This window comes from Geopsychrobacter electrodiphilus DSM 16401 (assembly GCF_000384395.1).
Lineage (GTDB): Bacteria > Desulfobacterota > Desulfuromonadia > Desulfuromonadales > Geopsychrobacteraceae > Geopsychrobacter > Geopsychrobacter electrodiphilus.
Genome location: NZ_ARWE01000001.1, coordinates 2010008 through 2033742, shown reverse-complemented (window position 1 = coordinate 2033742; position 23735 = coordinate 2010008). Strand labels below are relative to the sequence as shown.

At 54.5% G+C, this 23735-nt stretch carries 17 protein-coding genes; 14 read left to right on the top strand and 3 right to left on the bottom strand.

Annotated elements, in window-relative coordinates:
* Nucleotides 1-22 precede the first annotated feature (22 nt).
* The gene (locus D888_RS0109640; protein WP_020676342.1) at nucleotides 23-1552 is read left to right on the top strand and encodes an OmpA family protein; all 1530 of its coding nucleotides are present in this window, start codon (nucleotides 23-25) and stop codon (nucleotides 1550-1552) included.
* A gap of 225 nt (nucleotides 1553-1777) precedes the next feature.
* Here D888_RS0109640 and D888_RS0109635 read toward each other — a convergent pair whose 3' ends face one another.
* The 3 genes from D888_RS0109635 to D888_RS0109620 all read right to left on the bottom strand — a co-directional run bounded on the left by D888_RS0109635 (nucleotide 1778) and on the right by D888_RS0109620 (nucleotide 6601).
* Nucleotides 1778-2599 carry a mechanosensitive ion channel family protein gene (locus D888_RS0109635; RefSeq protein WP_020676341.1) on the bottom strand — a complete coding sequence of 274 codons (822 nt, stop codon included), beginning with the start codon at nucleotides 2597-2599 and terminating at the stop codon, nucleotides 1778-1780.
* A 153-nt stretch (nucleotides 2600-2752) separates the two neighbouring features.
* Complete coding sequence (thrC, locus tag D888_RS0109630; protein WP_020676340.1) at nucleotides 2753-4144, bottom strand: threonine synthase; 1392 nt, start codon at nucleotides 4142-4144, stop codon at nucleotides 2753-2755.
* 192 nt (nucleotides 4145-4336) lie between these two features.
* Nucleotides 4337-6601: an NADP-dependent malic enzyme gene (locus D888_RS0109620; protein ID WP_020676338.1), complete on the bottom strand. Its 2265-nt coding sequence runs from the start codon at nucleotides 6599-6601 to the stop codon at nucleotides 4337-4339.
* A gap of 395 nt (nucleotides 6602-6996) precedes the next feature.
* On the opposite strand from D888_RS0109620, the gene D888_RS0109615 reads away from it, so the two are divergent.
* The 13 genes from D888_RS0109615 to D888_RS23085 all read left to right on the top strand — a co-directional run bounded on the left by D888_RS0109615 (nucleotide 6997) and on the right by D888_RS23085 (nucleotide 23508).
* Entirely contained in the window at nucleotides 6997-7497 is a 501-nt protein-coding gene (locus tag D888_RS0109615; RefSeq protein ID WP_020676337.1) for a metallophosphoesterase family protein, read from the top strand.
* Nucleotides 7498-7654: 157 nt separating this feature from the next.
* Nucleotides 7655-8260 carry a MotA/TolQ/ExbB proton channel family protein gene (locus D888_RS0109610; RefSeq protein ID WP_020676336.1) on the top strand — a complete coding sequence of 202 codons (606 nt, stop codon included), beginning with the start codon at nucleotides 7655-7657 and terminating at the stop codon, nucleotides 8258-8260.
* A complete protein-coding gene (locus D888_RS0109605) occupies nucleotides 8260-8661 on the top strand; it encodes an ExbD/TolR family protein (protein ID WP_020676335.1) in 402 nt (133 codons plus the stop codon). Before D888_RS0109610 ends, D888_RS0109605 begins: the two co-directional genes overlap by 1 nt.
* A gap of 90 nt (nucleotides 8662-8751) precedes the next feature.
* Nucleotides 8752-10773: a methyl-accepting chemotaxis protein gene (locus tag D888_RS0109600; protein WP_020676334.1), complete on the top strand. Its 2022-nt coding sequence runs from the start codon at nucleotides 8752-8754 to the stop codon at nucleotides 10771-10773.
* Nucleotides 10773-11462, top strand: coding sequence for a Crp/Fnr family transcriptional regulator (locus tag D888_RS0109595; protein WP_020676333.1), 690 nt, complete (start codon nucleotides 10773-10775; stop codon nucleotides 11460-11462). Before D888_RS0109600 ends, D888_RS0109595 begins: the two co-directional genes overlap by 1 nt.
* Nucleotides 11463-11480: 18 nt before the next feature.
* Nucleotides 11481-12500, top strand: coding sequence for a UDP-glucose 4-epimerase GalE (gene galE / locus D888_RS0109590; protein ID WP_020676332.1), 1020 nt, complete (start codon nucleotides 11481-11483; stop codon nucleotides 12498-12500).
* A 33-nt stretch (nucleotides 12501-12533) separates the two neighbouring features.
* On the top strand, nucleotides 12534-14735 hold the full coding sequence (locus D888_RS23095; protein ID WP_020676331.1) for a PAS domain-containing sensor histidine kinase: 2202 nt from the start codon (nucleotides 12534-12536) through the stop codon (nucleotides 14733-14735).
* A 184-nt stretch (nucleotides 14736-14919) separates the two neighbouring features.
* Nucleotides 14920-16362: a sigma-54-dependent transcriptional regulator gene (locus D888_RS0109580; protein WP_020676330.1), complete on the top strand. Its 1443-nt coding sequence runs from the start codon at nucleotides 14920-14922 to the stop codon at nucleotides 16360-16362.
* Nucleotides 16363-16564: 202 nt separating this feature from the next.
* Entirely contained in the window at nucleotides 16565-17158 is a 594-nt protein-coding gene (locus D888_RS0109565; RefSeq protein ID WP_033423542.1) for an SCO family protein, read from the top strand.
* A gap of 208 nt (nucleotides 17159-17366) precedes the next feature.
* Nucleotides 17367-19973 (top strand): S8 family peptidase, encoded by a 2607-nt coding sequence (locus D888_RS21260; protein ID WP_020676326.1) that lies wholly within the window; start codon nucleotides 17367-17369, stop codon nucleotides 19971-19973.
* A gap of 102 nt (nucleotides 19974-20075) precedes the next feature.
* A complete protein-coding gene (locus tag D888_RS23090; protein WP_020676325.1) occupies nucleotides 20076-20738 on the top strand; it encodes an outer membrane protein in 663 nt (220 codons plus the stop codon).
* Nucleotides 20739-20764: 26 nt separating this feature from the next.
* On the top strand, nucleotides 20765-22558 hold the full coding sequence (locus D888_RS0109550; protein ID WP_020676324.1) for a type 1 periplasmic-binding domain-containing protein: 1794 nt from the start codon (nucleotides 20765-20767) through the stop codon (nucleotides 22556-22558).
* 260 nt (nucleotides 22559-22818) lie between these two features.
* Nucleotides 22819-23508: an REP-associated tyrosine transposase gene (locus D888_RS23085; RefSeq protein ID WP_020676323.1), complete on the top strand. Its 690-nt coding sequence runs from the start codon at nucleotides 22819-22821 to the stop codon at nucleotides 23506-23508.
* Nucleotides 23509-23735 lie beyond the last annotated feature (227 nt).

Here is a 23735-nt window from a genome sequence, read left to right as displayed (position 1 = left end):
CGCAAATATTGAAGGAGCGAATATGTATCGACAGGTAAAAACGGCGCTATGGATTGGACTGCTGATGTTGTTCTTTGTCCTCTCCGGATGCAGCACACCTCAGGTCACCCCGGAGAAGGTTGCGCCGACGGATGAACTTGTTCCCCAGTTTACCGCCCTGAACGAGGCCATTTTAGCTGCTCGTCAAAACCAGCTGGATATGTTGTCTCCCCACTGGTTTGCGCAGGCCGGTCTTGCTCTCGAGCGTGCCCGGAAGGGGATATCCCTCGGCGAAGGGTCGCAAAAAGTTCTGGGAAATATAGCCTATGCCAAGACCTATCTGGGAAAGGCCGAAGACTACTCGCGCGTAACAAAAGCGGTCATCGGCCAGGCCGTCGACGCACGTAATGCCGCGATTAAAGTCAATGCGACAGAGTTCGCTAAAGAATTCCAGAAACTTGAAGAAGCCTTCCTCGAGGTTACCCGCGGGATCGAAAACGGGGAGATTGCTGCTGCTAAAAAGGCGGAATCCGACCTTGTTGACGGCTACTCAGATCTTGAGTTACGCGCCATAAAACTGCACGCACTTAACGCTGTAATCACTCAATTAAAAAAATCGGAAGCTGAGCGAGCGAGCTCTTTGGCGCCGTCAATGTACGCGCTGGCTCAAAAAAAGCTGGCTGAGGCCGATCAGTTTATTACCGCTCATCGTTATGAAACGACCCAGATTCAGCTCAAGGCCAATGCTGCCTTGTTCCAGGCCCGGAGGCTTGACCAGATTCTGGCGCAGATTGCTCGCCTCAAAACCTTAAGCGACGAAGAGTCCGTGCTCTGGTTCGAAACTGTTTTGCATGATACGACCACGCAGCTCCATGCGACCGATATGCGTGATATGGAGTGGAAGGTCCAGCTTGAGAATATTCACGCCACAATAGCTGCCCTGCAAAAGGATAATCTGTTCCTGCAGAAAAAGCTCAAAGACGACCGCACGTCGCTTGAGGCCGATATCGCAGACCGGCAGCAGGAGATTCTTGGGCTCAAAGACAAAATCGCGCTCCTCGAAGGGGAGTCCAAAGAGGCTCAAAAAGCCCGTGAACTGCTGGAGGCCAAGGAGCGTGAAACTCAGGCCACCCTGGAGGCCGAACATCGGTTTCAGATGTTGTTTGTTGAAGTTCAGAAGCTGTTCTCGAAAGATCAGGCCGAAGTTTACCGGCAGGGGCACGATTTGGTCATCCGGCTTAAGGCTATCCGCTTCCCCGTAGGTCGGGCGTTTATTACCCCTGATAATTATGACTTATTGAGCACTGTTCGTTCGGCAATCCACACCTTTGGAGAGCCGGATGTGGTGATAGAAGGGCATACCGATAGCAGCGGTTCGGCGGCGGCTAATGAAAAACTGTCACAGGAGCGCGCCAATGCGGTACGGAAGTATTTTGTCGCCAATGAAGCGATTAAACCCGAGAAGGTCATGGCGATCGGTTACGGCTCGGAGCGCCCATTGGTCAAAAACGACACTCCCGCTGGCCGCGCAATCAATCGACGCATTGATGTGATTATCCATACCGCGGAATAAATCAGCCATGCTCCAAAGCGTATAGCTTCCTTTAGGGGGCGAAAGGCTCCTGTCACACAATTTCCTCCCTTCTCCCCAGGGGAGAAGGTGGCCGCAGGCCGGATGAGGGGGAAGCCGGCTGCAACTATCCCCCCTCTCCCTCAGTGAGAGAATTGACCGAGCCCGATCACCTGAGTGATCGGGCTTTTTTGTGCCCATGCTAAAAGGGAGACCCGAAGCGGAAGGTTAAGCGACTTTTCCCGAAACAATATGCAGGTCGCGTTGCGGAAACGGGATGGAGATCCCCTCTGCATCAAAGCGCAGTTTGATCGTTTCGAGCAGGTCAAAACGTACCGGCCAGTAATCCCCGGTCGAAACCCAGGGGCGAACGGCGAAGTTGACGCTGCTGTCGCCGAGCTCAAGCAGGCCGATGACAGGTGCTGGATCGACCAGGACCCGTTGCTCGTTGGCTAGAATCTCCTGCAAGACCGTACGGACTTTCTTGAGATCATCTTTATAGCTGACGCCGATCACCAGATCGATGCGGCGGGTTTCCTTGGCCGAATAATTGACGATGGTGCTACTGGTGATCTGTCCATTCGGGACAATGATCTGTTTATTATCCGGAGAACGAATCTTGGTGCTGAAAATCTGAATCTCTTCGATAGCGCCAGCAACGCCACCCGCCTCGACAAAGTCGCCGGCCTTGAAAGGACGAAACAGAATCAGGATCACCCCCGAAGCGAAGTTGGAAAGCGACCCCTGCAATGACAGGCCTATGGCGAGACCTGCGGCAGCGAGCACGGCGGCAAAGGAGGTCGTCTCAACTCCAAGCTTGCCGAGCGCCGCAATAAAGACAAAGGCCAGCATGGCGATATAAGTGACATGAGTGGTGAAACTGATGAGAGTTTCGTCAATCTTGGCCCGTGCCATGGCTCGCCGAATCATGCTGGTAAACCCTCTGGCGACCAACCGTCCAACGAACAGAATGAGCAGGGCCCAGAACAGAGGTAAAGCATATTCCTGAACGAGGGTCATCAGGGTCTCTTGATTGATATTTTGAAACATGGAGAATACCTTTCTCTTGGCTGGGAAAAGATGTCTGCTGAAGATTAAACCATAAAAAAGCTCATCTGAAAGTCAAGATGAGCTTTTTTATGGGATTAGAGTTGGGACAAACAGCTGGATTTGTGGCCTGCTCATGGGTAGTCCGACAGACTCCTAGCTGAGCGCGTATCTGGTGACATAGTCCTTGATGACAGTGATATCGGCTGGCAAGGTTTCCAGACGCTTCTCCAGCTGGTCAATCCCTTGAAAAGCGGAGGGGAGTTCCGGGTCTTCGCCACAAGCCGCATACACCGCCTCACCAAATTTGGCGGGGTGGGCGGTTGCCAGGCAAATCAAGGGGCAATCCCCTGAACCCACGCGTTTGCCAGCCTGAACTCCGACCGCGGTATGCGGATCAAGAATATAACCGGTCGAGAATGCGAACTCGCCAATGGTCGCCAAGGTCTCGGCATCGGTAATCGAAGCGGCTGAAAATATCTGCTGAGCCTGGCTGAGCTCCTCCGCCGAAACCGGCAGGACGCCCTCTTTTTTAAACGTTTCCATGGCAGCGCAGATCCGTGCTGAGTTCCCCTCATAGAGATAGAAGAGGTAGCGTTCAAAGTTGCTTGCAACCTGAATATCCATAGAGGGGGAGAGGCTGTGATTAACCTTGGCGGCAGAATAGTCCCCGCTGTTAACGAAGCGGCTGAGGATATTGTTGCCGTTGGTGGCCAGAATCAGCTTTTTGATCGGCAGACCCATCTGTTTCGCGACATATCCGGCGAAGATGTCGCCAAAATTCCCGGTCGGCACCGAAAATTCGACTTCTGAACAGCCGGTGGTTTTCTGAACCTGAAAGAAGGCATAAAAATAATAGACGACCTGGGCCAGGACACGTGCCCAGTTGATCGAATTGACGGCGCCCAGCGCATGCTTCTGTTTGTAGTCGAGGTCGCCAAAGATCTCCTTGACGATCGCCTGGGCATCATCAAATGTGCCTTCGACGGCGATGTTGAAAACGTTGGGGTCGGTGACCGTAGTCATCTGCATCTCCTGAATCGGAGAGACTTTTCCCTTGGGGTGCAGAATGAAGATATTGACACCCTTTTTGCCGCGCACGCCGTAGATCGCAGCGCTGCCGGTGTCACCGCTGGTCGCACCGATAATGTTCATATGCGACCCGGTCTTCGCCAGCATATACTCAAACAGGTTGCCCAGCAGTTGCAGGGCGATATCCTTGAACGCCAGGGTCGGGCCATGAAAGAGTTCGAGAATAAACAGCCCGTCCTTGTGCATCACCGGGGTCACCTCGGGGTGAAGAAATGTGGCATAGGAGCGGTCGATCAGTTCTTTCAGCTCGGCTTGCGGAATATCATCGATGTAATGCGAAAGCACCCTGAGCGCAAGCTGGGGATAGCTGAGGTCGGCCATCTGCTGAAGTTCAGTGGCGGACAGCAGCGGAATCGATTCCGGGAGCAACAAACCGCCGTCGTCGGCGAGGCCCATCATGACAGCTTCTGAAAAAGGGATGCCATTGACTTTGCCGCGGGTTGAACGGTATTTCATAAAAACTCCAGAAAAGCGAGAGGTGTATGGCGAGAGATGCGAGGCGTGGCGATTAATGGGCGTCCAGGCTACTCCCTTCTGTTTCAGGAAGCTGATCCTAGCAAAAAAGCGGCGTTAAAGAAAAGCAGGAATAACCAGAAGAGGGTGCTGCGTGAACAGCACCCTCTTCTGATTATGATTTGAGCTGGGCTTTTATTTACTTTCGAGCTTCTGGGCATCAACCACGGCGACAGCCGCCATGTTGATAATGTCAGCCACATCGTCGCCCCGTTGCAGGACATGGATCGGTTTTTTCATGCCCATCAGGATCGGGCCGACCGCTTCCGTATCGCCAAGTTTGTTCAGGAGTTTGTAGCTGATGTTGCCCGACTGCAGATCCGGGAAAATAAAGACGTTGGCGTTCCCCTTGATATTTGAGAAGGGGTACTGCTTTTCGACAAGGTCTGGATCGAGTGCCACATTGGCCTGCAGTTCACCTTCAACCTGCAGCCCCGGCTCCTGTTTCTTGACCAGGGCCGTGGCCTTTTGCACCTTGCTGACCAGCGGATGATTGGTGGAACCGAAGTTCGAGAAAGAGAGCATCGCGACACGCGGCTCGATATCAAAGCCGCGGGCGACCTCGGCAGTCAGTATTGCCGTTTCAGCCAACTCTTCAGCAGAGGGTTCAATGGTCACCGTAGTATCAGCAAAGAAAGAGATATGTTTCTTCGAGACCATCATGTAGGCCCCGTGGACCTTGGACAGACCATCCTGTCTGCCGATGACCTCAAGGGCAGGGCGGATGGTTTCGGGGTAGTGGTGGTCGATCCCCGAGAGCAGCGCATCGGCGTCGCCCAGGTGAACCATCATGGCGCCGAAGTAGTTGCGGTTGTTCTTGATCATGCGTTTGCCCTCAGCGCGGGTGATCCCTTTACGCTGGCGCATGGCGAACATCTCATCGATGTAGGCGGCCCGATTGGCATAGGTCTTCGGGTTTACGATGACGATGGCAGGGTTCATTTCGATCCCCATCTCCTGGCATTTGGCCAGAATCTCTTCTTCATCGCCGATCAGAATTGGTTTGGCGATCCCTTCCTCAATCAGGGTTTGCGCGGCGCGTAGAATTTTTTCGTCATCACCCTCGGGAAAGACCACTCGTTTCGGGTTGGACTTGGCCTTGTTGATCAGGGAACGCATGATCTCTTTGGAGCGTCCCTGCATGGCTTCGAGGTGTTCGACATATTTCTCCATATCCACAATCGGCTTGCGCGCGACACCGCTGTCCATGGCTGCCTGAGCGACCGCCGGTGCGACATGCAACAGAACGCGTGGATCGAAGGGCTTGGGGATGATATATTCACGACCGAATTTCATCTCGGCGCCGCCGTAGGCTTTACGCACAGAATCAGGGACTTCTTCCTTGGCCAGATCAGCCAGGGCCTTGACCGCCGCCAGTTTCATCTCATCGTTGATGGCGCTGGCATGAACGTCGAGGGCGCCGCGGAAGAGGAAGGGAAAGCAGAGCACATTATTAACCTGATTATTATAATCGGAGCGCCCGGTACCGATAATAACGTCATCTCGCACCGCCTTGGCTTCAGGCGGGGTAATCTCTGGGTCGGGGTTGGCCATGGCGAAGATGATCGGATCTTTTGCCATAGATTTGACCATTTCGGCGGTCAGAGCACCTTTGGCCGAAACGCCGAAGAAGATGTCGGCGCCGACCATCGCTTCTTCCAGGGTGCGTTCGTCAGTCTCAGCCGCGAGGCGTTCCTTGTAAGCGTTCATCCCCTCGGTGCGACCCTTGTAAATAACGCCCTTGGTGTCACAGAGAATGACGTTGTTTTTGTCGATCCCCATGGTGATCGCCAGGTTGGCGCAGGCGATACCTGCGGCGCCGGCACCATTGACGACCATCTTGGCCTTGGTGATATCTTTGCCGGAGATTTCACAGGCGTTGATCATGCCGGCGGCGGAGATGATCGCAGTCCCGTGCTGGTCGTCGTGGAAGACCGGGATATTCATGATCTTCTTCAGCTCTTCTTCGATGTAGAAACACTCAGGTCCTTTAATATCCTCAAGGTTGATCCCGCCGAAAGTCGGCTCAAGCAGTTTGACGGTGCGAATAATCTCGTCACTGTCCTGGGTGTCGAGCTCAATATCGAAAACATCGACATCGGCGAAGCTCTTGAATAAAACCCCTTTCCCTTCCATAACCGGCTTGCCCGCCAGGGCGCCGATATTGCCCAGACCGAGTACGGCGGTGCCGTTGCTCACCACCGCGACCAGATTGCCTTTGGCGGTATATTCGTAGGCATCAGCCGGATTTTTTTCAATTTCAAGACAGGGCTCGGCGACGCCGGGGCTGTAGGCAAGAGACAGGTCCCGGCTGGTTGCGCAGGGTTTCGTGGTGATAACCTCAATCTTCCCTTTTCGGCCCATTCTATGATATTCGAGCGCATCACTCAATTTTGCCATCTGCTTTTACCTCCTGTGAAATGGTGTCTGGCACTGTTTGTCCAGCAGGAATGTCGATTGAACCGGTCTCGTGATGAGACAAGGGCAGGATCTCTCTCAAGTCCTGCCCTACCTTAGTCGGGCTAAAAAATTATAGTTTCGCTAAAATTAAGTCAAGTCTTTACGTATCCGTGGTGCATTATTTGAACGATTATAGACGCAATCACAGTGCCAATTTTAAAAAATCGACATTCCGCCAACTGTATCAGGCTGGTAGCGGGCGTCAAGGTGCCCTTTAGTCCTTCAGGGGAATAAGGCTGCAAGCTGATATTCAAGATAAAATATGCACATAATGGCTGAAAATGGCCATTATGCGTTTGAAGTGAGGGAGATTTTCCCTCAAAAGGGATACAGACATGAATGATATCTGCCGGTTAGGAATTCTATCAGATACCCATTTAACCACCCTTGGTGATGCGCTTGAATTTTCATTCGGGTTAAAAAATGGCCTCTTTGCCGAAGTCGATGCCATCCTGCATGCCGGGGATATAATTTTACCCGAACTGGAGAGTTGTTTTGACGATATCCCGTTTTATGCCGTTCGCGGGAATATGGACCCGGCAAGACCGGGCTTGCCAGTCAAGAGAGTTCTGCGGTTCGCAGGCTTCCGGATCGGACTGATCCATGGTTGGGGTGCCCCGGATGAAGTTCCCACCCGGGTCCTCAATGAATTTAGTGGACAGACTCTGGATGTCCTTATCTTCGGGCACAGTCATCAGCCCTTCCTCGAAAGGCGCGGCAGCCTGTTGCTGTTTAATCCCGGGAGTGCTCTTGAGCACCGGGGTAGAGCCGAGCGGTGCAGCGTCGGTTTACTGGACCTGGGAGCAGAGGCGATGGCCAGGCATGTTTATTTGTAATCAGGTTGTGGATGTCCATCCCCGGTTGTTCGCGCTTAACCCTTTGCGACTTGATATCCTTGTGATATTGTCCTCTGATTCACCATATTTAATGCTTTCGCAAAAAGTATCAGATTGAATGGCGAGCGCATCATATTTCAAAAGGGAAACAACCTGAATGTTTGAACTATTCAAAATGGGCGGGGCCCTCATGTATCCGATTCTGGTCTGTTCGATTATCGCCCTGGCGATTTTTTTCGATCGGATCTGGACCTACCATTCATTGAAACGGTCGACTGCTCCGTTGTTTCGTGAAGTAGAACGTTTAATCATTGCCGAACACTATGAGCAGGCTCTCAACCTCTGCCATCAGCAGGACACCCCCATGGGACGTATCCTGCAGGTGGCCCTGAAACACCGCGGCACCAGTCGGGCGCATATCAAGACCCTTGTTGAAGAGGTCGGGCATCGCGAAACGGCGTCCCTTGAACGCTATCTTGGTCTGCTCGGCACCATCGCAACTATCGCCCCGCTCCTCGGTCTGCTCGGCACTGTCCTCGGTATGATCCGCGCCTTCAACGTCATGGCCACCCAAGGGGTCGGGACTCCGGCCACCCTCGGTGGTGGAATTTCAGAGGCGTTGTTGACGACGGCCGCCGGCCTGTCCCTGGCAGTGCCGACCATCCTGCTGCACAAATACCTGTCCAGTCGGGTTGATCGTGCGATTCTTGAAATGGAAGAGTACAGCATGCAGATTGTCGACCTGATCGGTGAGACCCGCTGATGGGCTTTCGTCGTCGTCAGGTTGAATCTCCCCGCGTCGATCTGACTCCCATGGTCGATGTCGTCTTTTTGTTGCTGATTTTCTTCATGATCTCCACCACCTTCATTGAAACACCTGGTCTGACCGTCAATCTGCCAAAATCCTCATCTCAAGTGTTAAAAAAAGAAGCCCATGAGGTCCGGGTCTACCTGCGGGCGGACGGGACGATTTTCTTTGAAAAAGAGCCGGTCGATCTCGCAGGTCTCACGCAACGCTTGCAGGCGTATGGCGACAAGGCCGCTGAAATTACGTTTTTGCTGATGGCGGATAAAGATGTCAAACATGGTAAGGTCGTCCAGTTGATGGAGAGCGCCAAAAATGCAGGGTTCATTAAGCTGGTTATCGCGACCGAAAAAAAATAGGGCGGGCGATGGGGCGGGTGCCCGGCATAGCATCAAAGATATTGGCAAGTCGTGCTCGTTAATGGTTCATATAATCACAGGCAGGTCTGCATGAATGAAATTAGTTCCTCCCCTCAAGTCGCTCCATCTCATGGCAGCGACGGACTCGATCGCTGCTACCTGTATGCCTTCGCCGGGTTTATGCTCGGAGTCGCCGCGCCCCTCGGATGGATGCTGCTGCGAGCGGTTTTTTTCGGCAGGGCGGAGGGTAGTTTTTTTGGCGGCATGCTGCTCGATATTGTTGCGACCCGGGAAAACCTTTTCCACTACATCTACATGGGGGCAGGGACTTCGATTGTTTTGAGCTTCTTCGGCTATTTTATCGGCCGCTCTGCCCAGCAGATTCATCAGCGCGCCGATCGTCTTGACGAGATGCACCGTACGGTCGCCGGGCAAAAAGAGGATTTTGCCCGGCGTTATCGCGAACTGAACGATCGAATCCGTAATTTTCATGGAATTTCAGCGCGCTTCCAGAGTTCGATGGATGAAGACGAGCTCTATGGCCTGAGCTGTAACGCCCTGCACGATGTGCTCGAATTCGAAAGGGTCAATCTGCTTATGGTGGACGCCCCCGAGAAGCTGTTGCGCTTTGTCGACAGCCGCGGGGGTCGGGACGTTTTTGTTCAGGGGGTCACCTTGCCGCTGGATGAAAGAGCCGGTGTCCTCTACAAGGCAGTTATCGAGAAACGCCAGTTCTTTATCGATGACGTACAGCTCATGCCTGAGGACTTCCGCCTTAAGCCCCCCTGTGATGAAATCCCGCAGTTGCGCTCCAAGAGCTTTTTGATCAGCCCGGTGGTGGTCAACGGCAATGTTACTGCCCTGATTTGCCTCGACAATAAAAACAGTACCCGCCCCCTGGAGGAGACAGACTCCGATACGCTGAAGTTGCTGACCGGGCAACTGTCGGCGGCCATTGTCCGCATGGAGCTGGTCGGCGCGGTGGTTAATCTGACAGATGAACTTGAACTGACCTTCAAGGCGCTTAATGACTACCGCGAACGTTATCAGAAACTGCTCGCTTCACTGAAGGCCTCCTCCAGCTCCACGCGAAAGCTGGTTGGGGATATCGCCAGCTCCGCCGACGTCATTCGTGATGCCGTCAATGCCACCCAGTCTGCTTCCGGGGAGATCTCGGTTTCAATTGAGCAGGTTGGCGGGAATATCCTGCAGCTCTCAGAATTTATGGAGAAGTCGATCTCTGCCATGAGTGAGATAGCCGCCGCGATTCGCAGCGTCGAAGAGCACAGCGTGCAGTCGCACAAGATGTCGCAACAGGCGAGTGAACGCGCCGAGCATGGTGCCCTGTCGGTACAGGAGACCCTCAAAGGCCTGACCGGAATCCGCGCCGGGGTCGAAGAGGCGGCGACAGCCATGAGCAAGCTCTCCGGGCTGGGTTCCGAGGTGAGCAGTATCACCTCGGTTATTTCAGATATCGCGCAAAAGACTAACCTGCTGGCGTTGAATGCCGCGATTATTGCGGCGCAGGCTGGAGAGCAGGGGCGTTCCTTCGCGGTCGTAGCCGAAGAGATCCGTGAACTTTCCCAACAGTCGGGCCGCTCCTCGGCCGCCATCGCCGGTTTGATCCGTGATATGCAGAATGGCATGATCCAGGTTGTAACTCAGATCGGCAACACCCAGAAACTGGTCGACAATGGTTTTGACAAGGGGCGAGGAGCCGATATGGCGCTGGGCCAGATCCTCGATACTGCTGGTCAGGCCATGGAAATGGCGCTGCGGATCCGGCAGGCGACCCGTGAAGTGTCAACTTCGGCGGAGTTCGTTACCCGCTCCATCGAAGAGCTTGGAAACATGACCGAACAGGTCTCGAGCGCCTCGCGTGAACAGGCGCAGGGGGCACGCAGTATTGTCCGTGCTATCGAGGATGTGCGTCACATGACCGAGGGGATGGTTGATGCGACTCTGCAGCAGCGCCAGAACAGCGATGCTATTGAGGGCGCCGTCGACTCCGTGAGTGAACTCGCCATGCTCATCTTTAATGACATGGAAAAGCGGCGGGATCAGAGCCGGAACGTCATCGACCGACTCAAACAGATACAGGAAAAGAGCTGATGGCCACGAATGACAGGGATAAAATCAGGGCCGGTCTCAAGTTTTGTCGCATGTTCGCCGGGTTGCCTGAGGCGGATCTTGATGCGCTGTGCACCCTCGCGCGGCTCCAGACCGAAGAGCGCGGCTGCCTGCTCTTTTCGGAGGGGGAGGCCGCCAGCGGATTTTATGTTATCAGCGCCGGGCGCATCAAGATCTACAAACTTTCTGCAGACGGCAAAGAACGGATTCTGCATATTGTCCACAGCGGCGACACCTTCGCCGAAGCGGCCATATTTGGTGACGGGCTTTATCCGGCATTCGCCGAAACCCTCTGTCCTGCTGAACTGGTGTTTTTGCCCGGGCGGGAGTTTCTTGATCTTCTGCATCGGCGCTCCGGCATCGCCATCAATATGATTGCCGGGCTGTCGCAGTTTTTGCGTCAGTTCGCACACCAGATCGAGGAGTTGACCTTCAAGGATGTTCCGGCGCGCCTGGCCGGTTACCTGCTCACCCTTAAACCTCAAGCGGACGGCAGCTGTCAGCTCCCCGTCAACAAAAGCCAGCTCGCATCAAACCTTGGAACTGTCAGCGAAACCCTCTCTCGCAGCCTGCGCAAGCTGGCCGATGAAGAGTTGATCCTGGTCGAGGGCAAGCGAATTGAGATCCTCGACCGGAAATTTCTGGAAACCCTCTCTCAAAAAACTATTTAATAACTGCAGGGGCCCTGAATGAAAATTCTGGTTACAGGCGGCGCCGGTTATATCGGCAGCCATACCATTGTTGAACTGTTGCAAGGGGGTTACGAGGTCGTCGTCTATGACAATCTCAGTAACAGCTCCCCCGAAGCGCTGAGACGTGTCGAGCGGATCACCGGAAAATCAGTAGAGCTGATTCGCGCGGATGTTTGTGACCGGTCTGCCCTGGATGCTGTGTTTCAGTCCCATGAAATCGCGTCGGTTATCCATTTTGCCGGGATTAAAGCGGTGGGGGAGTCGGTCGAAAAACCGCTGTCTTACTACCAGAACAATATCGCTGGCAGCGCAACCCTGTGTGAAGCCATGGCTGCCGCTGGCGTCAAAACCCTGGTCTTCAGTTCGTCGGCGACTGTTTACGGGGATCCCCGCTCCCTGCCGATTCGTGAAGATGCTCCAACCGGAGCGACAAATCCTTACGGCAGGACCAAGCTCTTTATTGAAGAGATGCTGCGTGATCTGCAGGTCTCTGACCCTGCCTGGCGCATCGCAATCCTGCGCTATTTCAATCCGGTTGGTGCGCATGCCTCCGGCTTGATCGGGGAAGACCCTCAGGGGAAACCCAATAATCTGTTCCCCTTCATTGCACAGGTTGCAGTCGGTCAACGTGACTCTCTCTCGGTCTTTGGCGGCGATTATCCAACCGCTGACGGAACCGGCGTGCGGGACTATATTCATGTTGTTGATTTAGCCCGGGGACATCTGCGCGCGTTGCAGCGCCTGGCGCAGAAACCTGGCTGTGTGTCCGTCAACCTCGGCACCGGGCAGGGGTACTCGGTTCTGGATATGATCAAGGCCTTTTCCAGAGCTTCCGGCCGCGAGGTCCCTTATCAGATTGTTGCGCGGAGGCCGGGGGATATCGCCAGTTGCTACGCCGATCCCTCATTTGCCCACCGCGAACTGGGATGGTTCGCCGAAAAAGGCTTAAACGAAATGTGTCGCGACGGCTGGAACTGGCAATGCAACAACCCGAAAGGGTATAATTCCAAGGTGTGAGTTTTTTACTTTGCTGTAGGGGATTACTTTTCAATGACCAAGCCTGAGGCTGAACCGACTCAGTTTTCTACGATGGCAGGCGTTTTTTGTCTGCTGCTGATGGCCGTTTTTGCCGCTGAAGTTTTGGTCATGCAGTATTATCGCAATGTGTTTGCCCGCATCCCTGTAGTCCAGGATGCCTTGATCGACGCAACCCTGCTGCTTTGCGTCATCGCCCTGCCTCTGTGGTTCTTTGTGTTCAGGCCTGCTGTTCGTGGCAAAGTTAAGCCCGGTTTCTATTTTTTCAAGAATGTGATCCCGCTTTATTTTCTGGTGCTTGCCGTTCTGTTCCTGATTGAATTCAGCCTCATGCTGTGCCTGCCCTGGTTTGGCATAGACACCACCACCGAACTCGCCGGCGTCTATGATGGCGCCTTAACCGTCCTTTTCAGTGCGCCGCTCTTCTGGTGGCTCCTCTACCGCCTCGAGGTTCACCTCAGATTTGAACCCCTGGCCGATTTTGTCAGCGCGCCCGGAACCCTTGTCGTTCTTTTGCTCTTTATGATTTTTCTCGCCGATCTCCTGCAAGAGATCGCCTTTACGCATTTCCAGTTTCATTTAACGGACGTTCAGTATCAATTGTTGGACGGGTTCGTCACTCTGGTGCTGATTTCACCGCTGTTATACATTCTGGTGGTGCGTCCTCTCAGACGTCATGCGCTCTCTGAAAGCGCCCGAACCAACCTCATCTATGATCAGGTGGCGGATGCCATTATTAAGGTTAACCTGAGGGGCATAATTGAATCTTTCAACAGCTCCGCAGAGAAAATTTTTGGGATTCCGGCCCAGGTGGTCATCGGGAAATCAGCGGCGGAGCTGTTGGATTCAAATGAATTCGAGCTGACTTCAGAGCTGATGAGGATAGCTGATGAAAAAATCGATCAGCCCCTTGAGTTTTATGATCTCAAATCCAAACGACAGGATGGCGTCCCCCTGGTACTTGACCTGTCGGTCAGTCAGGTCAAGCGGGACGGCCCGGTTGAATACCTGCTCTTATTTCATGATATCACCCAACGAAAAGCGACCGAGGAGGCCCTGCTGGCCAGCAACAACATTTTTCGTGAAATATTTGACCAAACCGAAGATGCCATCCTCTTTTTTAAAACGGGGACGGGTGAAGTCCTCGATCTGAATGCGACTACGGAAAAACTCTATGGCTTCAGCAAACAGGAAATATTGACCTCAGGTATTCAGCTGTTTTGTGACGAGGAACCCTTTCAGCAATTTACCCGGGCCATTGCTGAGGTTGATCTCTCTGGTGAGATTGAAGTTGAAACCCTGAGACACCACAAATGCGATGGTAGCGAGATGACGATCTCCCTGCGCGCGAAAAAAATAATTCTGCGTGGAGAATTTGTCATCTACGTCACCTTGCGCGATATCAGTGAGCGGGTGCGGCTCGAAGCTGAAACCCGCGAATTACAGGCTAAATTAATCCAGACCAACAAAATGACATCTCTCGGGCTGCTGGTCTCAGGGATAGCGCATGAGATAAATAATCCGAATAATTATGTTTTGGCGAATGCGCAGCTGCTGGGTAAAGTCTGGAATGATGCTCAGTACATCCTGCAGCAATATTATCGCGAGACCGGCGATTTTTATCTGGGAGGATTCCCTTTCAATGAACTGGAAACTCAGGTCCCGCTTCTGTTCAAAGGCCTGACTGACGGCTCTCAAAAAATCAAGGCGATTGTTAATGATTTGAAACGTTTTGTGCGGGAAGACCGGGCTCTTGTCTTAACGGACATTGAAATAAATGATGTGGTGCTCTCCGCTGTCAGCATGCTGCATTACGAGTTGGCCAAGTATACGGACAATTTTCAACTTGATCTCGCCCGGCATCTCCCCCTGGTCAAAGGCAGTTCCCAACAATTGGGCCAGGTCGTCATCAATCTGTTGATGAACTCGTGTCAGGCACTGCCTGACAGAAGCTGTTCGGTTGCCATATCGACCAGCCTTGATCCCGACTCCGGGCAGATTCTGATCAGAGTCCATGATCAGGGTTGCGGACTTTCTGATGAATTGAAGGGAAAAATCCTGGAACCATTTTTTTCAACGAAGCTTGATTCAGGAGGGACGGGGCTTGGGCTTTCAATCAGTCAATCGATCATCAAGGATCATGGCGGGCAGCTGGAATTTTTCAGTTCATTTGACAGCGGGACAACGTTTACTGTTAAACTTCCTAGTACCCTGTAATTGATGGGATTTCGTAAAATTGCGTAGGGGGTTGGCGGGGCAGCAAGGCATGATTTCTGTTACCCGACCTAAGTTAGACGGCTTAAAGCGCACCGCAGCTGAGGTTTCCAAAAACCAGCAAGCTGCGAAAGAATGTCGGTTACATGGTCCTTGTAGTGATTCCAATATCCGGGGGAGGTTGAGCGTGGTACCACCGTTTTCCGAGATCAGAAAAATTCTGTTGGTCGATGATGAGGAACAAAATCTCCAGTCAACAAAATTAAGTCTTCAGGCGCATGGGTTTTATGGCATCGTCACCCTGTCTGACAGTTCAAAAACCCTTGAATTCCTTGCCCAGGAGCCGATTGCGGTTATTTTGCTCGACCTGCGCATGCCCAAGGTTTCAGGCATCGAACTCCTCCCTAAAATTGTTCAGGAATATCCTGATATACCCGTAATTCTTGTCACGGCAAATGACGAGATAGACACGGTGGTCGAGGCGATGAAACTTGGCGCCTTTGACTATCTGGTCAAGCCAGTAGAGGCGAGCCGGCTGGTCTCTTCTTTGCGGAAAGCCTTTGAAATGCGCAGCATGGCCAAAGAGCTCTCATCGCTCAAGCAATACATGCTCTCCGACCGCCTGGACTATCCGGAAGTCTTCACCAGAATTATCACCGGCGACAAGAAGATGCGCGCGCTCTTCCAGTATATCGAGGTTGTTGCACCGACCCGAGAACCGATATTAATTGTCGGGGAGACCGGTGTGGGCAAGGAGCTTGTCGCACAAGCTATTCATAAAATCAGTGGGTGTAAAGGGGAGTTTGTCGCAGTCAACATCGCCGGCCTTGATGATAATATGTTTACGGACACCCTGTTCGGGCATAAAAAAGGCGCCTTCACCGGCGCCGAAGTCACTCGCGACGGCTTGATCGCCAAAGCTGGGCGCGGGACCCTGTTTCTCGATGAAATCGGGGACATGAACGAGGCTTCGCAGATTAAACTTCTGCGCCTGTTGCAAGAGCAGGAATATTATCCGGTCGGCTCGGATCTGGTACAAAAGAGTGATGCGCGGCTCATCATGGCGACAAACCGCAATCTTCAGCAGCTTATTGCTGAGGGCCGCTTTCGCAACGACCTTTACTATCGTCTGTTCGCTCACCAGGTTAATGTCCCGCCGTTGCGGGAACGACAGGAAGATATTCCGCTGTTGCTGGAACATTTTTTGAATGCTGCTGCAAAAAATCTGGGTAAAAAGAAACCGACCGTCCCGCCTGAACTCGCCGCTGTTCTGAGTGTCTACCACTTTCCGGGGAATATTCGTGAGCTTGAAGCCCTGGTCAGTGATGCCGTCATTCGTCATACCGGCGGAGTCCTGTCGATGAAATCGTTCAGCGCGGTGATTGGTGATCATCAGCGATCCTCTACAGGGCATGAAAAACCGGTGATCGCTGATGAAGATCCTCTCAAGACCCTGTTCGGCCATTTTCCCACCATCGGTGAAGTCGAGGATTATATGGTCGATGAAGCGATGAAGCTCGCCCGGGGTAATCAGGGTCTTGCAAGTAAGATGCTCGGCATTGGTCGTCAGACCTTGAACAAGCGCTTAAAAAAACACGGCTATGGTGACGCCAGAAAAGGCAGCAGTTGAATGGCCTCGATCATCCCTGATGAAGACCAGGCTGTCAGTTGGCAGAGCAGAACCTTTTTCCCCCGCGGTCAAAATTACTTCTTCTTATTCTAACGCCTTAACCTTGACAGGGAGCTTTCTTATGTATTTGCGAAATTCATGTTTGTTTATCCTTTCGGTCTGCTTGATTTTTAGCCTTTTCGGTTGCGCGGAGCACACTTCAATGTCGGGCATGTCCGGGATGTCGGGGATGTCGGGTATGTCCGGCATGTCGGCTGCAGATCATGCCAAGCATAAGGCGATGATGGATAAAAAAGGCTACACGCGCAGCGTCGAAACTTACCAGATTCCCGATTTGATGCTGAAGGATCAGACCGGCAAGATGGTCTCTCTGCCTCGTCTGCTTGAAAGCGACAAGCCGGTCATCGTTAATTTTATCTACGCGACCTGCACCACCATCTGTCCTCTCTTGTCCATGGGCTATATCGATCTGCAGCGCCAACTGGGGGATAAAAGTGATCAGGTGGTGCTGGTTTCCGTCACCATCGATCCCGAACATGATACGCCCGAAGTCCTGAACCGTTACCTGCAGAAATTTCATGGCAAGCCGGGTTGGACCCTGTTGACCGGAAGCCGGGCCGAAATCGATCAGGTTACCACGGCGTTTAATGCGTTTGTCGCCGATAAAATGGACCATCAGCCGCTTAATTTTATCCGACTGCCTGGTCATAATAACTGGATCCGCCTCAATGGCATGCTGACCGGCAAGATTTTTCTTGAGGAGTTCCGCAGGGCCGGGCTAGATTTCGGCAAGTAAAAGTAAAGATTCTGCTCAATTCCCTCTCCCCCAGGGAGAGGGTCAGAGGAGGGGGAGGGTAGCAGAAGGCTCCCCTCATTCGGCTTGCGGGCACCTTCTCCTTCAGGGAGAAGGCAAAAAGTTCTGTGACAGGGGACTTACAGGGCCCATAGGAACCTGAACCCGCAGGTCGCCGGCTTGCACAGTTCACACAAACTTAGAGGTGTCTATGTCTGTCAGCTTTAAAATGGTCTTCGTCGGGCTCGGGTTTATTGCCCTGTTGTTTCTGGCCTCCTGCGGAGACAGCACCCCGACGCGTGCTCTGGTCTCGCAACCCGGGGGCGGGGCACCTGCATCTGAAACCTACAGCCTGAGCGGAACCATCACGCCCGCTGCGACGAGTGCTGTCGATGTAGACACTAACGACCCCAAGTCCAGAGCGGTCAGTAATGATGACCCGGCGAATGCTCAAACCCTCTCCAACCCGGTCACTCTGGGTGGGTATGCGACCGCCGTTCCGACCGGCGTAAGCGGCGACCGTTTCTCCGCCGTCGCCGATCTCCAGGATTGGTACCGGGTCACCCTGACCGCCGGACAAACGGTTACCCTGACGATCTCCGATCATGATGGCAACAGCGCCAATCTCGCTAATCCCGATTTTGACCTGTTCCTGGTGAATCCCACCACTCTGCTGGATGCCCAGACCTCAGAGGGGCTGACGCGGCAGGAGGTGATCAAGGTCCTGACCAGCGGTGATTACTATCTGCAGGTCTACGCTTTCAATGCCGGCTCGAACTATACCCTCAGCATCGGACAGGCCCCTTTCACCACTCTGTCACGTTCCCTGCATATCGAGGACGAATTCGTGCCCAACCAGGTCATCGTCCGGCTGAAAAAGCCCGCTCCGGGAATAACGCCTCAGGCGGTGACCAGCCAGCTTTCAAGCCTGGGACTCGAGCCCCTTGCGGGCCGTCCCGGCGAGTCGCAACTCTACCGCCTGAGCGGCAGCGCAAATGCAGTTCGCGCCCAGAGTGCGACGGGGACAGGCACCCTGAGTAAGGGGACCGGCACCGCCTTGCAGCAGGCGAAGCGCGCCACCCTTGACCAGGTCAAGAGCCTGCGGCGCCGGGCCGATGTGGCCAGTGCAGATCTCAACTATATCCGTCGTCCGCTGCTGGTCCCCAATGATCCTTCCTATGCTGTGCAGTGGCAGGCCGGGCTGATCAATCTGCCGCAGGCCTGGGATCTGTCCACCGGCAGTCCGTCTGTGGTGGTCGCGGTCCTCGATACCGGGGTCCTGTCCGCGCACCCCGATCTTATCGGGCGGTTGTGTACGGCTACGGACAACTGCGCCGGTTACGACTTCGTCTCCGACCCCCTGAGCGGCGCAGACGGCGATGGCATCGATCCGAACCCCGAAGATCCCGGCGATCATAGCCTGCCGGGGGGCACAAGCTCATTTCACGGCACCCATGTCGCCGGTATTCTCGGCGCCGCCGGAAATAACGCCCTCGGAGTCGCCGGCGTCGACTGGGCCGCGAAAATTATGCCGGTGCGGGTCTTGGGCGTGAACTACGGCACCAGCTATGACATCATCCAGGGGGTGCGTTATGCCGCCGGACTGAGCAACGATGCAAACAGCTTCCCGGTGACCGCGGCCAATGTCCTCAACCTCAGCTTTGGTGGCGGCGGGTTCTCACAGGCCGAACAGGATCTCTACACTCAGCTGCATGATGCCGGGATTATTGTGGTCGCGGCGGCGGGGAACGCGGCGAAAAATCTGCCGGTCTACCCCGCGGCCTACGCCGACGTTGTCGCGGTCAGTGCTGTTGATATTGACAAAAACCTCGCACCTTATTCAGATTATGGCGCCTTCATCGATGTCGCCGCGCCGGGCGGTAATCTGACCACCGACCGCAATGGGGACGGTGTCCCCGACGGCATCATCAGTACCAGCGGCAACGACAGCACCACACCCCTGACCTATACCTATGTCCCCTACATGGGAACGTCCATGGCCGCTCCCCAGGTCGCCGGGGTTGCCGCCCTGATGCTGGCCGTTGATCCGACCCTGACGCCGGCGGAGTTCGATCTGCTGCTGGCCGCCGGCGCCCTCACCCAGGACCTCGGCGCCGACGGGGCTGCGGTGCGTAACGACAGCTTCGGTTACGGGTTGATTGATGCCCAGAAAGCCCTGCTCGCCACTCTGGCTCTTGCCGGTGGCGGCAGTTTGCCGCCCTCGCTAGCACTCAGTCCGAGCCTGTTGAATTTTGGGGCCAACGCCAGCAAACTCCTTCTCACTCTGTCGAATGCCGGCGGGGGCACGCTTAACATCACCGGCGTCAGCTTTACCGCGCCCTGGATCAGCTCCGTGGTTTTGGGTACCGAGGCGCCGCCCGGCAGCGGCCTTGGAGATTATACAGTGACGGTCGATAGGACCGGGTTGAGTGACGGGGTGTACAGCGACGCGGTCACATTTACCACCGATACGCCGGGGAGTTTCTCTGTCTCCCTGCTGCTGCAGGTCGGGGCCAGCGGGGTGGCCGACGCGGGACGGCAAACCGTCTATCTGGTCGACCCCGCCACCGGTAACCGGCTGAAGACTCTCAGTGTCAGCGCTGATCCTGTCAGCGGGACTTATCACTACAGTTTTACCGGGCTGAGCACTGGAAAATACTACGTGACCGCAAGCAGCGACCTGGACAACGACGGACAAAATTGCGACTCCGGCGAGGCCTGCGGTAGCTATCCGTTGCTCACGGACCCGGTCCAGATCAGCCTGGACACTCAAAGTCTGACCGGCATCGATTTCAGTACCGGATTTAACAGCTATTAATCTGGTACCCACAGCGTTAAACGCTTAAAAACTCCATCTGTCGCCGGGTCGGGCCGCCGATTGTCTCCCTGGCGTGAAAGTACAACAAGAAAGGTATGCAACATGAACATGCGGCAGCTGACGAGCACCCTGTTTGTCATGATTTTGCTCTGCACAACGGCCCAGGCCAAGCCTCTGGCAGGTTCACACAGCGGTCTTTATCTCGGGGCATATTACGGCGTTCCGACTCTGGGGAAAGCCTCGGCAACCGATAGCCTCGGTCGGTTTAATCTTAAAAGTGACCCGGGAAAGCTGGTGACCCTGACCCTGGGTTATGACCTGCCCGCCTACAGTGTGCTGGGGGAGGGGCGGGTTGAGCTGGCCTACACCCAGTCGAGCAACAGCCTCACCCGGGCCGAATTCAGTGACGGCTTATTTCCCGCCAGCGGCGAGATACAGGTCCGCAGTCTGCTCTTCAACACCTTCACGGTCTTTCACAACCGGACGTGGCTGCTCCCTTACCTCGGCGTCGGACTCGGTGCCGCGCAGGTGCGTGTTGATCAGCTGCGGGTCAGCGGGCTGCCGGTGATAAATGACGAGAGCGTCGTCTTTGCCGGGCAGGGGGGTTGTGGTCTGACTATGGATATCAATTCCCGCCTGCGGCTCGATCTGGGTTACCGCTATTTTATCAGCGCACAACCCGAGCTCAGGCTGGTTGATGGCAGCAAGGTCACCCTTGATATGAAGGCACACATCGGGCTTTTAGGTCTGGCCTATAAATTTTAATTTTTAACCCGAGGAGATTGCAATTGATGACCCGAAGACTGGCTCAGGGGTTCTGCCTGCTGTTGCTGCTTTTTGCACGCGCGAACCTGGCTGTGGCCGTGACCAGCTCGATAGAACCAGCCGACCCCGCGAACAAATTCTTGACGCCGGTCGCTGAAGACCGGTCACTCGAATTTTACCTGGAGAATCCCGATCCACTGCTGCATGGCCTCACGGATGACGAGGTTCTCCATCTCGGCGAGCGCATGTATCGCGAGGGGATTCTCCCTTCGGGCCAGGTAATGGAAGCTTTGTATGGAGAGATGAGTGTCGACAGCTCGGCGTTCTCCTGCGAAAGTTGTCACCTGCGCTCTGGAGTCGGCTCAGTCGAAGGCGGAGTGGTCACGCCTGCGGCGACCGGACGCAAACTCTATAAACCCTATATCAGACCGCCGTCGATTCAGGATCGTCCTGATATTAACGGGCGTTATACTTACGCCAAAACCATTCAGAAACGGCCCGCCTATACGCGTGAAAGCCTTAAGGAGGCGCTGCGCTACGGGGATGACCCTGCAGGGACCACTTTTAACGGCATTATGCCGCGCTATCCTTTAACCCCGTCTGATATGGCCATTCTGGTGCGTTATCTGGAACTGCTCTCGGCCCACGATTCCCCGGGGGCCAGCCCGACTCTCATAAAGTTTGCGACAATTTTGACTGATGATGTCAGCGCCGCAGATCGCGAAGCGATGCTGGTTCAGCTGCGGCGCTTCGTTGCCTCCCAGAACCATCAGCTTGATATGTACCGTGACTTCCTGAAGTTTGGTTACAAACCGACCGGCGACATGAAGTATTCCTTTCGAAAAACCTCCCTGGCGCTCTGGGAGCTTAAAGGCCCACCCGAAACCTGGGCAAAACAGCTTGCCGCCTACTATAATGCCGACCCGGTGTTTGCCGTCCTCGGCGGGATTTCCAACCAGAGCTGGCAACCTATCCACGATTTTTGTGAGGCACAACGCTTACCCTGTCTGTTTCCCATCACCATGTTGCCCGTGGTCGACAGCGACTCCTGGTATACCCTCTACCTGAATAAGGGCTACTTCCAGGAAGGCGAGGCCGCAGCACGTTTTCTGCAACCATTGCTCCTAAAAAAGCCGCAGGGCAGAATCCTGCAATTGGTGCAGAACTCGGACGCCGGACGTGCCCTGGCCAAGGGGTTTTCCTCCGTCAATCAATCCGCGGCCAAGGCGACCGTCGAGCGTATCGAGGTGACGGCTGAACTTCTGCAGGACAAGACCAGGCTTTCCCGGTTGATCGCCAATATCAAGCCACAATTCCTCTTCATCTGGGCCGACGCCAAAATCCTGCCGCACTTGCAGGATATCGCCGCTCAAGCGGCCGCTGATGCGAGTATTTTTGTCTCGTCCAGCATCATGGGCGCTCAACTCACCACAATCCCTGACAGCTTGCGGCCCCAGGTCTATATCACCTTCCCCTACCGACTCAAACCCTATTTCGGGGACGAAGAGGGGCTCGGCAAGCTGGCGCCAAATCCGATCAATACCACCTATAAGAATTTTGCCGACAAGCGTGTCGCGACCCGGACGGCCGTCATGCTCGCTCAGTCGGTCACCCAGGGGTTACGGCTGCTTTACGACAATCTTAACCGCGATTATCTCATTGATGTGCTGAGCATGCAGATGGACAAGATCGTCTTCGATTATGAACGCCTCAGCTTCGGCTCAGGCCAACGCTACGCCTCCAAGGGCTGTTATATCCTGCAAATCGGCCCCGGTCCGGAACCCGCCCTGATCCCGCGCAGCCCCTGGGTGATTCGCTAGGCGTTATCGGAGGGGACAGCTTCCTTAAGGGGACAGGCACCTAACGGAGCCAGTCCCCTTCGGTCTTACGATATTTTCATTGGGGACTGGCTCCGCAGGTGCCTGTCCCCTTCGGTCGATACGGTCGCGGTCGAAAAAGGGACAGGCACCTAACGGAGCCAGTCCCTGAAGGTCCGGAAGTACAATATTTTCATTGGGGACTGGCTCCGTTAGGTGCCTGTCCCCCTAATCTTACACTCGTTCGTAGAGGAGGGGGCTCCATGCCAAGAGTAGCAAGGCAACTCGTTGATGGCTGCATCTACCACCTGATCAATCGAGGTAACGGTCAGCAGCGGGTGTTTCATAAAGACCGCGATTATCAGGCCTTCACTGAGATGTTGGCCGAAATGAGCAGTCGCTACGCAGTCGAAATGCTGGCCTGGTGTTTGATGCCGAATCATTACCATCTGGTTGTCAGGCCGCAGGTGGGCACAGAACTGAGTCGCGGTATGCACTGGTTTCAAACCACCCATGCGCGGCGTTATCATCTCCATTATGGCAGCAGCGGCCACCTGTGGCAGGGGCGCTATAAGAGCTTTGCGATTAACGAAAGCGAACAATTACTCACGGTTATCCGCTACGTCGAAGGCAACCCTGTCCGCGCCAACATGGTCGAATCGACAGCAAACTGGCCCTGGTCATCGCATCACCAACGCATCGCAGGGACAGGCTCCGAAGGTGCCTGTCCCCCTGATTCACACAAAATGTTCGAATCGACAGCAGCCTTGCCCAGGTCATCGCATCACCAACGCTCCGCAGGGACAGGCTCCGAAGGTGCCTGTCCCCCTGATTCGCAGTCAAATAACTTCCTCGCACCATTACCCATCGAATTGCCGCAACCCTGGACCGTCTATGTCGATACACCCATAACCGGCCCCGAGCTAACAAAGTCAAAAAACCAGTTAAAGTGAAAACAGGGACAGGCACCTGAAGGAGCCTGTCCCTCAAAATCTGTCACTGACAAATAAAAAAATCAGTCGAGCTGAAAATAGGGACAGGCTCCGAAGGTGCCTGTCCCCCTTGGTTGAAACGGTCGAAAAAGGGACAGGCACCTGAAGGAGCCAGTCCCTGAGCCAGACTCCCCCTTTTGTACTAATTTTTGCACCCCATCCATTAATTTGTCCTGATTTTCGCACCC

Coding starts and splice junctions, on each gene's coding strand:
- D888_RS0109640 (WP_020676342.1), top strand. CDS start 23: ATGTATCGACAGGTAAAAACGGCGCTATGGATTGGACTGCTGATGTTG.
- D888_RS0109635 (WP_020676341.1), bottom strand. CDS start 2,599: ATGTTTCAAAATATCAATCAAGAGACCCTGATGACCCTCGTTCAGGAA.
- thrC (WP_020676340.1), bottom strand. CDS start 4,144: ATGAAATACCGTTCAACCCGCGGCAAAGTCAATGGCATCCCTTTTTCA.
- D888_RS0109620 (WP_020676338.1), bottom strand. CDS start 6,601: ATGGCAAAATTGAGTGATGCGCTCGAATATCATAGAATGGGCCGAAAA.
- D888_RS0109615 (WP_020676337.1), top strand. CDS start 6,997: ATGAATGATATCTGCCGGTTAGGAATTCTATCAGATACCCATTTAACC.
- D888_RS0109610 (WP_020676336.1), top strand. CDS start 7,655: ATGTTTGAACTATTCAAAATGGGCGGGGCCCTCATGTATCCGATTCTG.
- D888_RS0109605 (WP_020676335.1), top strand. CDS start 8,260: ATGGGCTTTCGTCGTCGTCAGGTTGAATCTCCCCGCGTCGATCTGACT.
- D888_RS0109600 (WP_020676334.1), top strand. CDS start 8,752: ATGAATGAAATTAGTTCCTCCCCTCAAGTCGCTCCATCTCATGGCAGC.
- D888_RS0109595 (WP_020676333.1), top strand. CDS start 10,773: ATGGCCACGAATGACAGGGATAAAATCAGGGCCGGTCTCAAGTTTTGT.
- galE (WP_020676332.1), top strand. CDS start 11,481: ATGAAAATTCTGGTTACAGGCGGCGCCGGTTATATCGGCAGCCATACC.
- D888_RS23095 (WP_020676331.1), top strand. CDS start 12,534: ATGACCAAGCCTGAGGCTGAACCGACTCAGTTTTCTACGATGGCAGGC.
- D888_RS0109565 (WP_033423542.1), top strand. CDS start 16,565: ATGTCGGGCATGTCCGGGATGTCGGGGATGTCGGGTATGTCCGGCATG.
- D888_RS21260 (WP_020676326.1), top strand. CDS start 17,367: ATGTCTGTCAGCTTTAAAATGGTCTTCGTCGGGCTCGGGTTTATTGCC.
- D888_RS23090 (WP_020676325.1), top strand. CDS start 20,076: ATGAACATGCGGCAGCTGACGAGCACCCTGTTTGTCATGATTTTGCTC.
- D888_RS0109550 (WP_020676324.1), top strand. CDS start 20,765: ATGACCCGAAGACTGGCTCAGGGGTTCTGCCTGCTGTTGCTGCTTTTT.
- D888_RS23085 (WP_020676323.1), top strand. CDS start 22,819: ATGCCAAGAGTAGCAAGGCAACTCGTTGATGGCTGCATCTACCACCTG.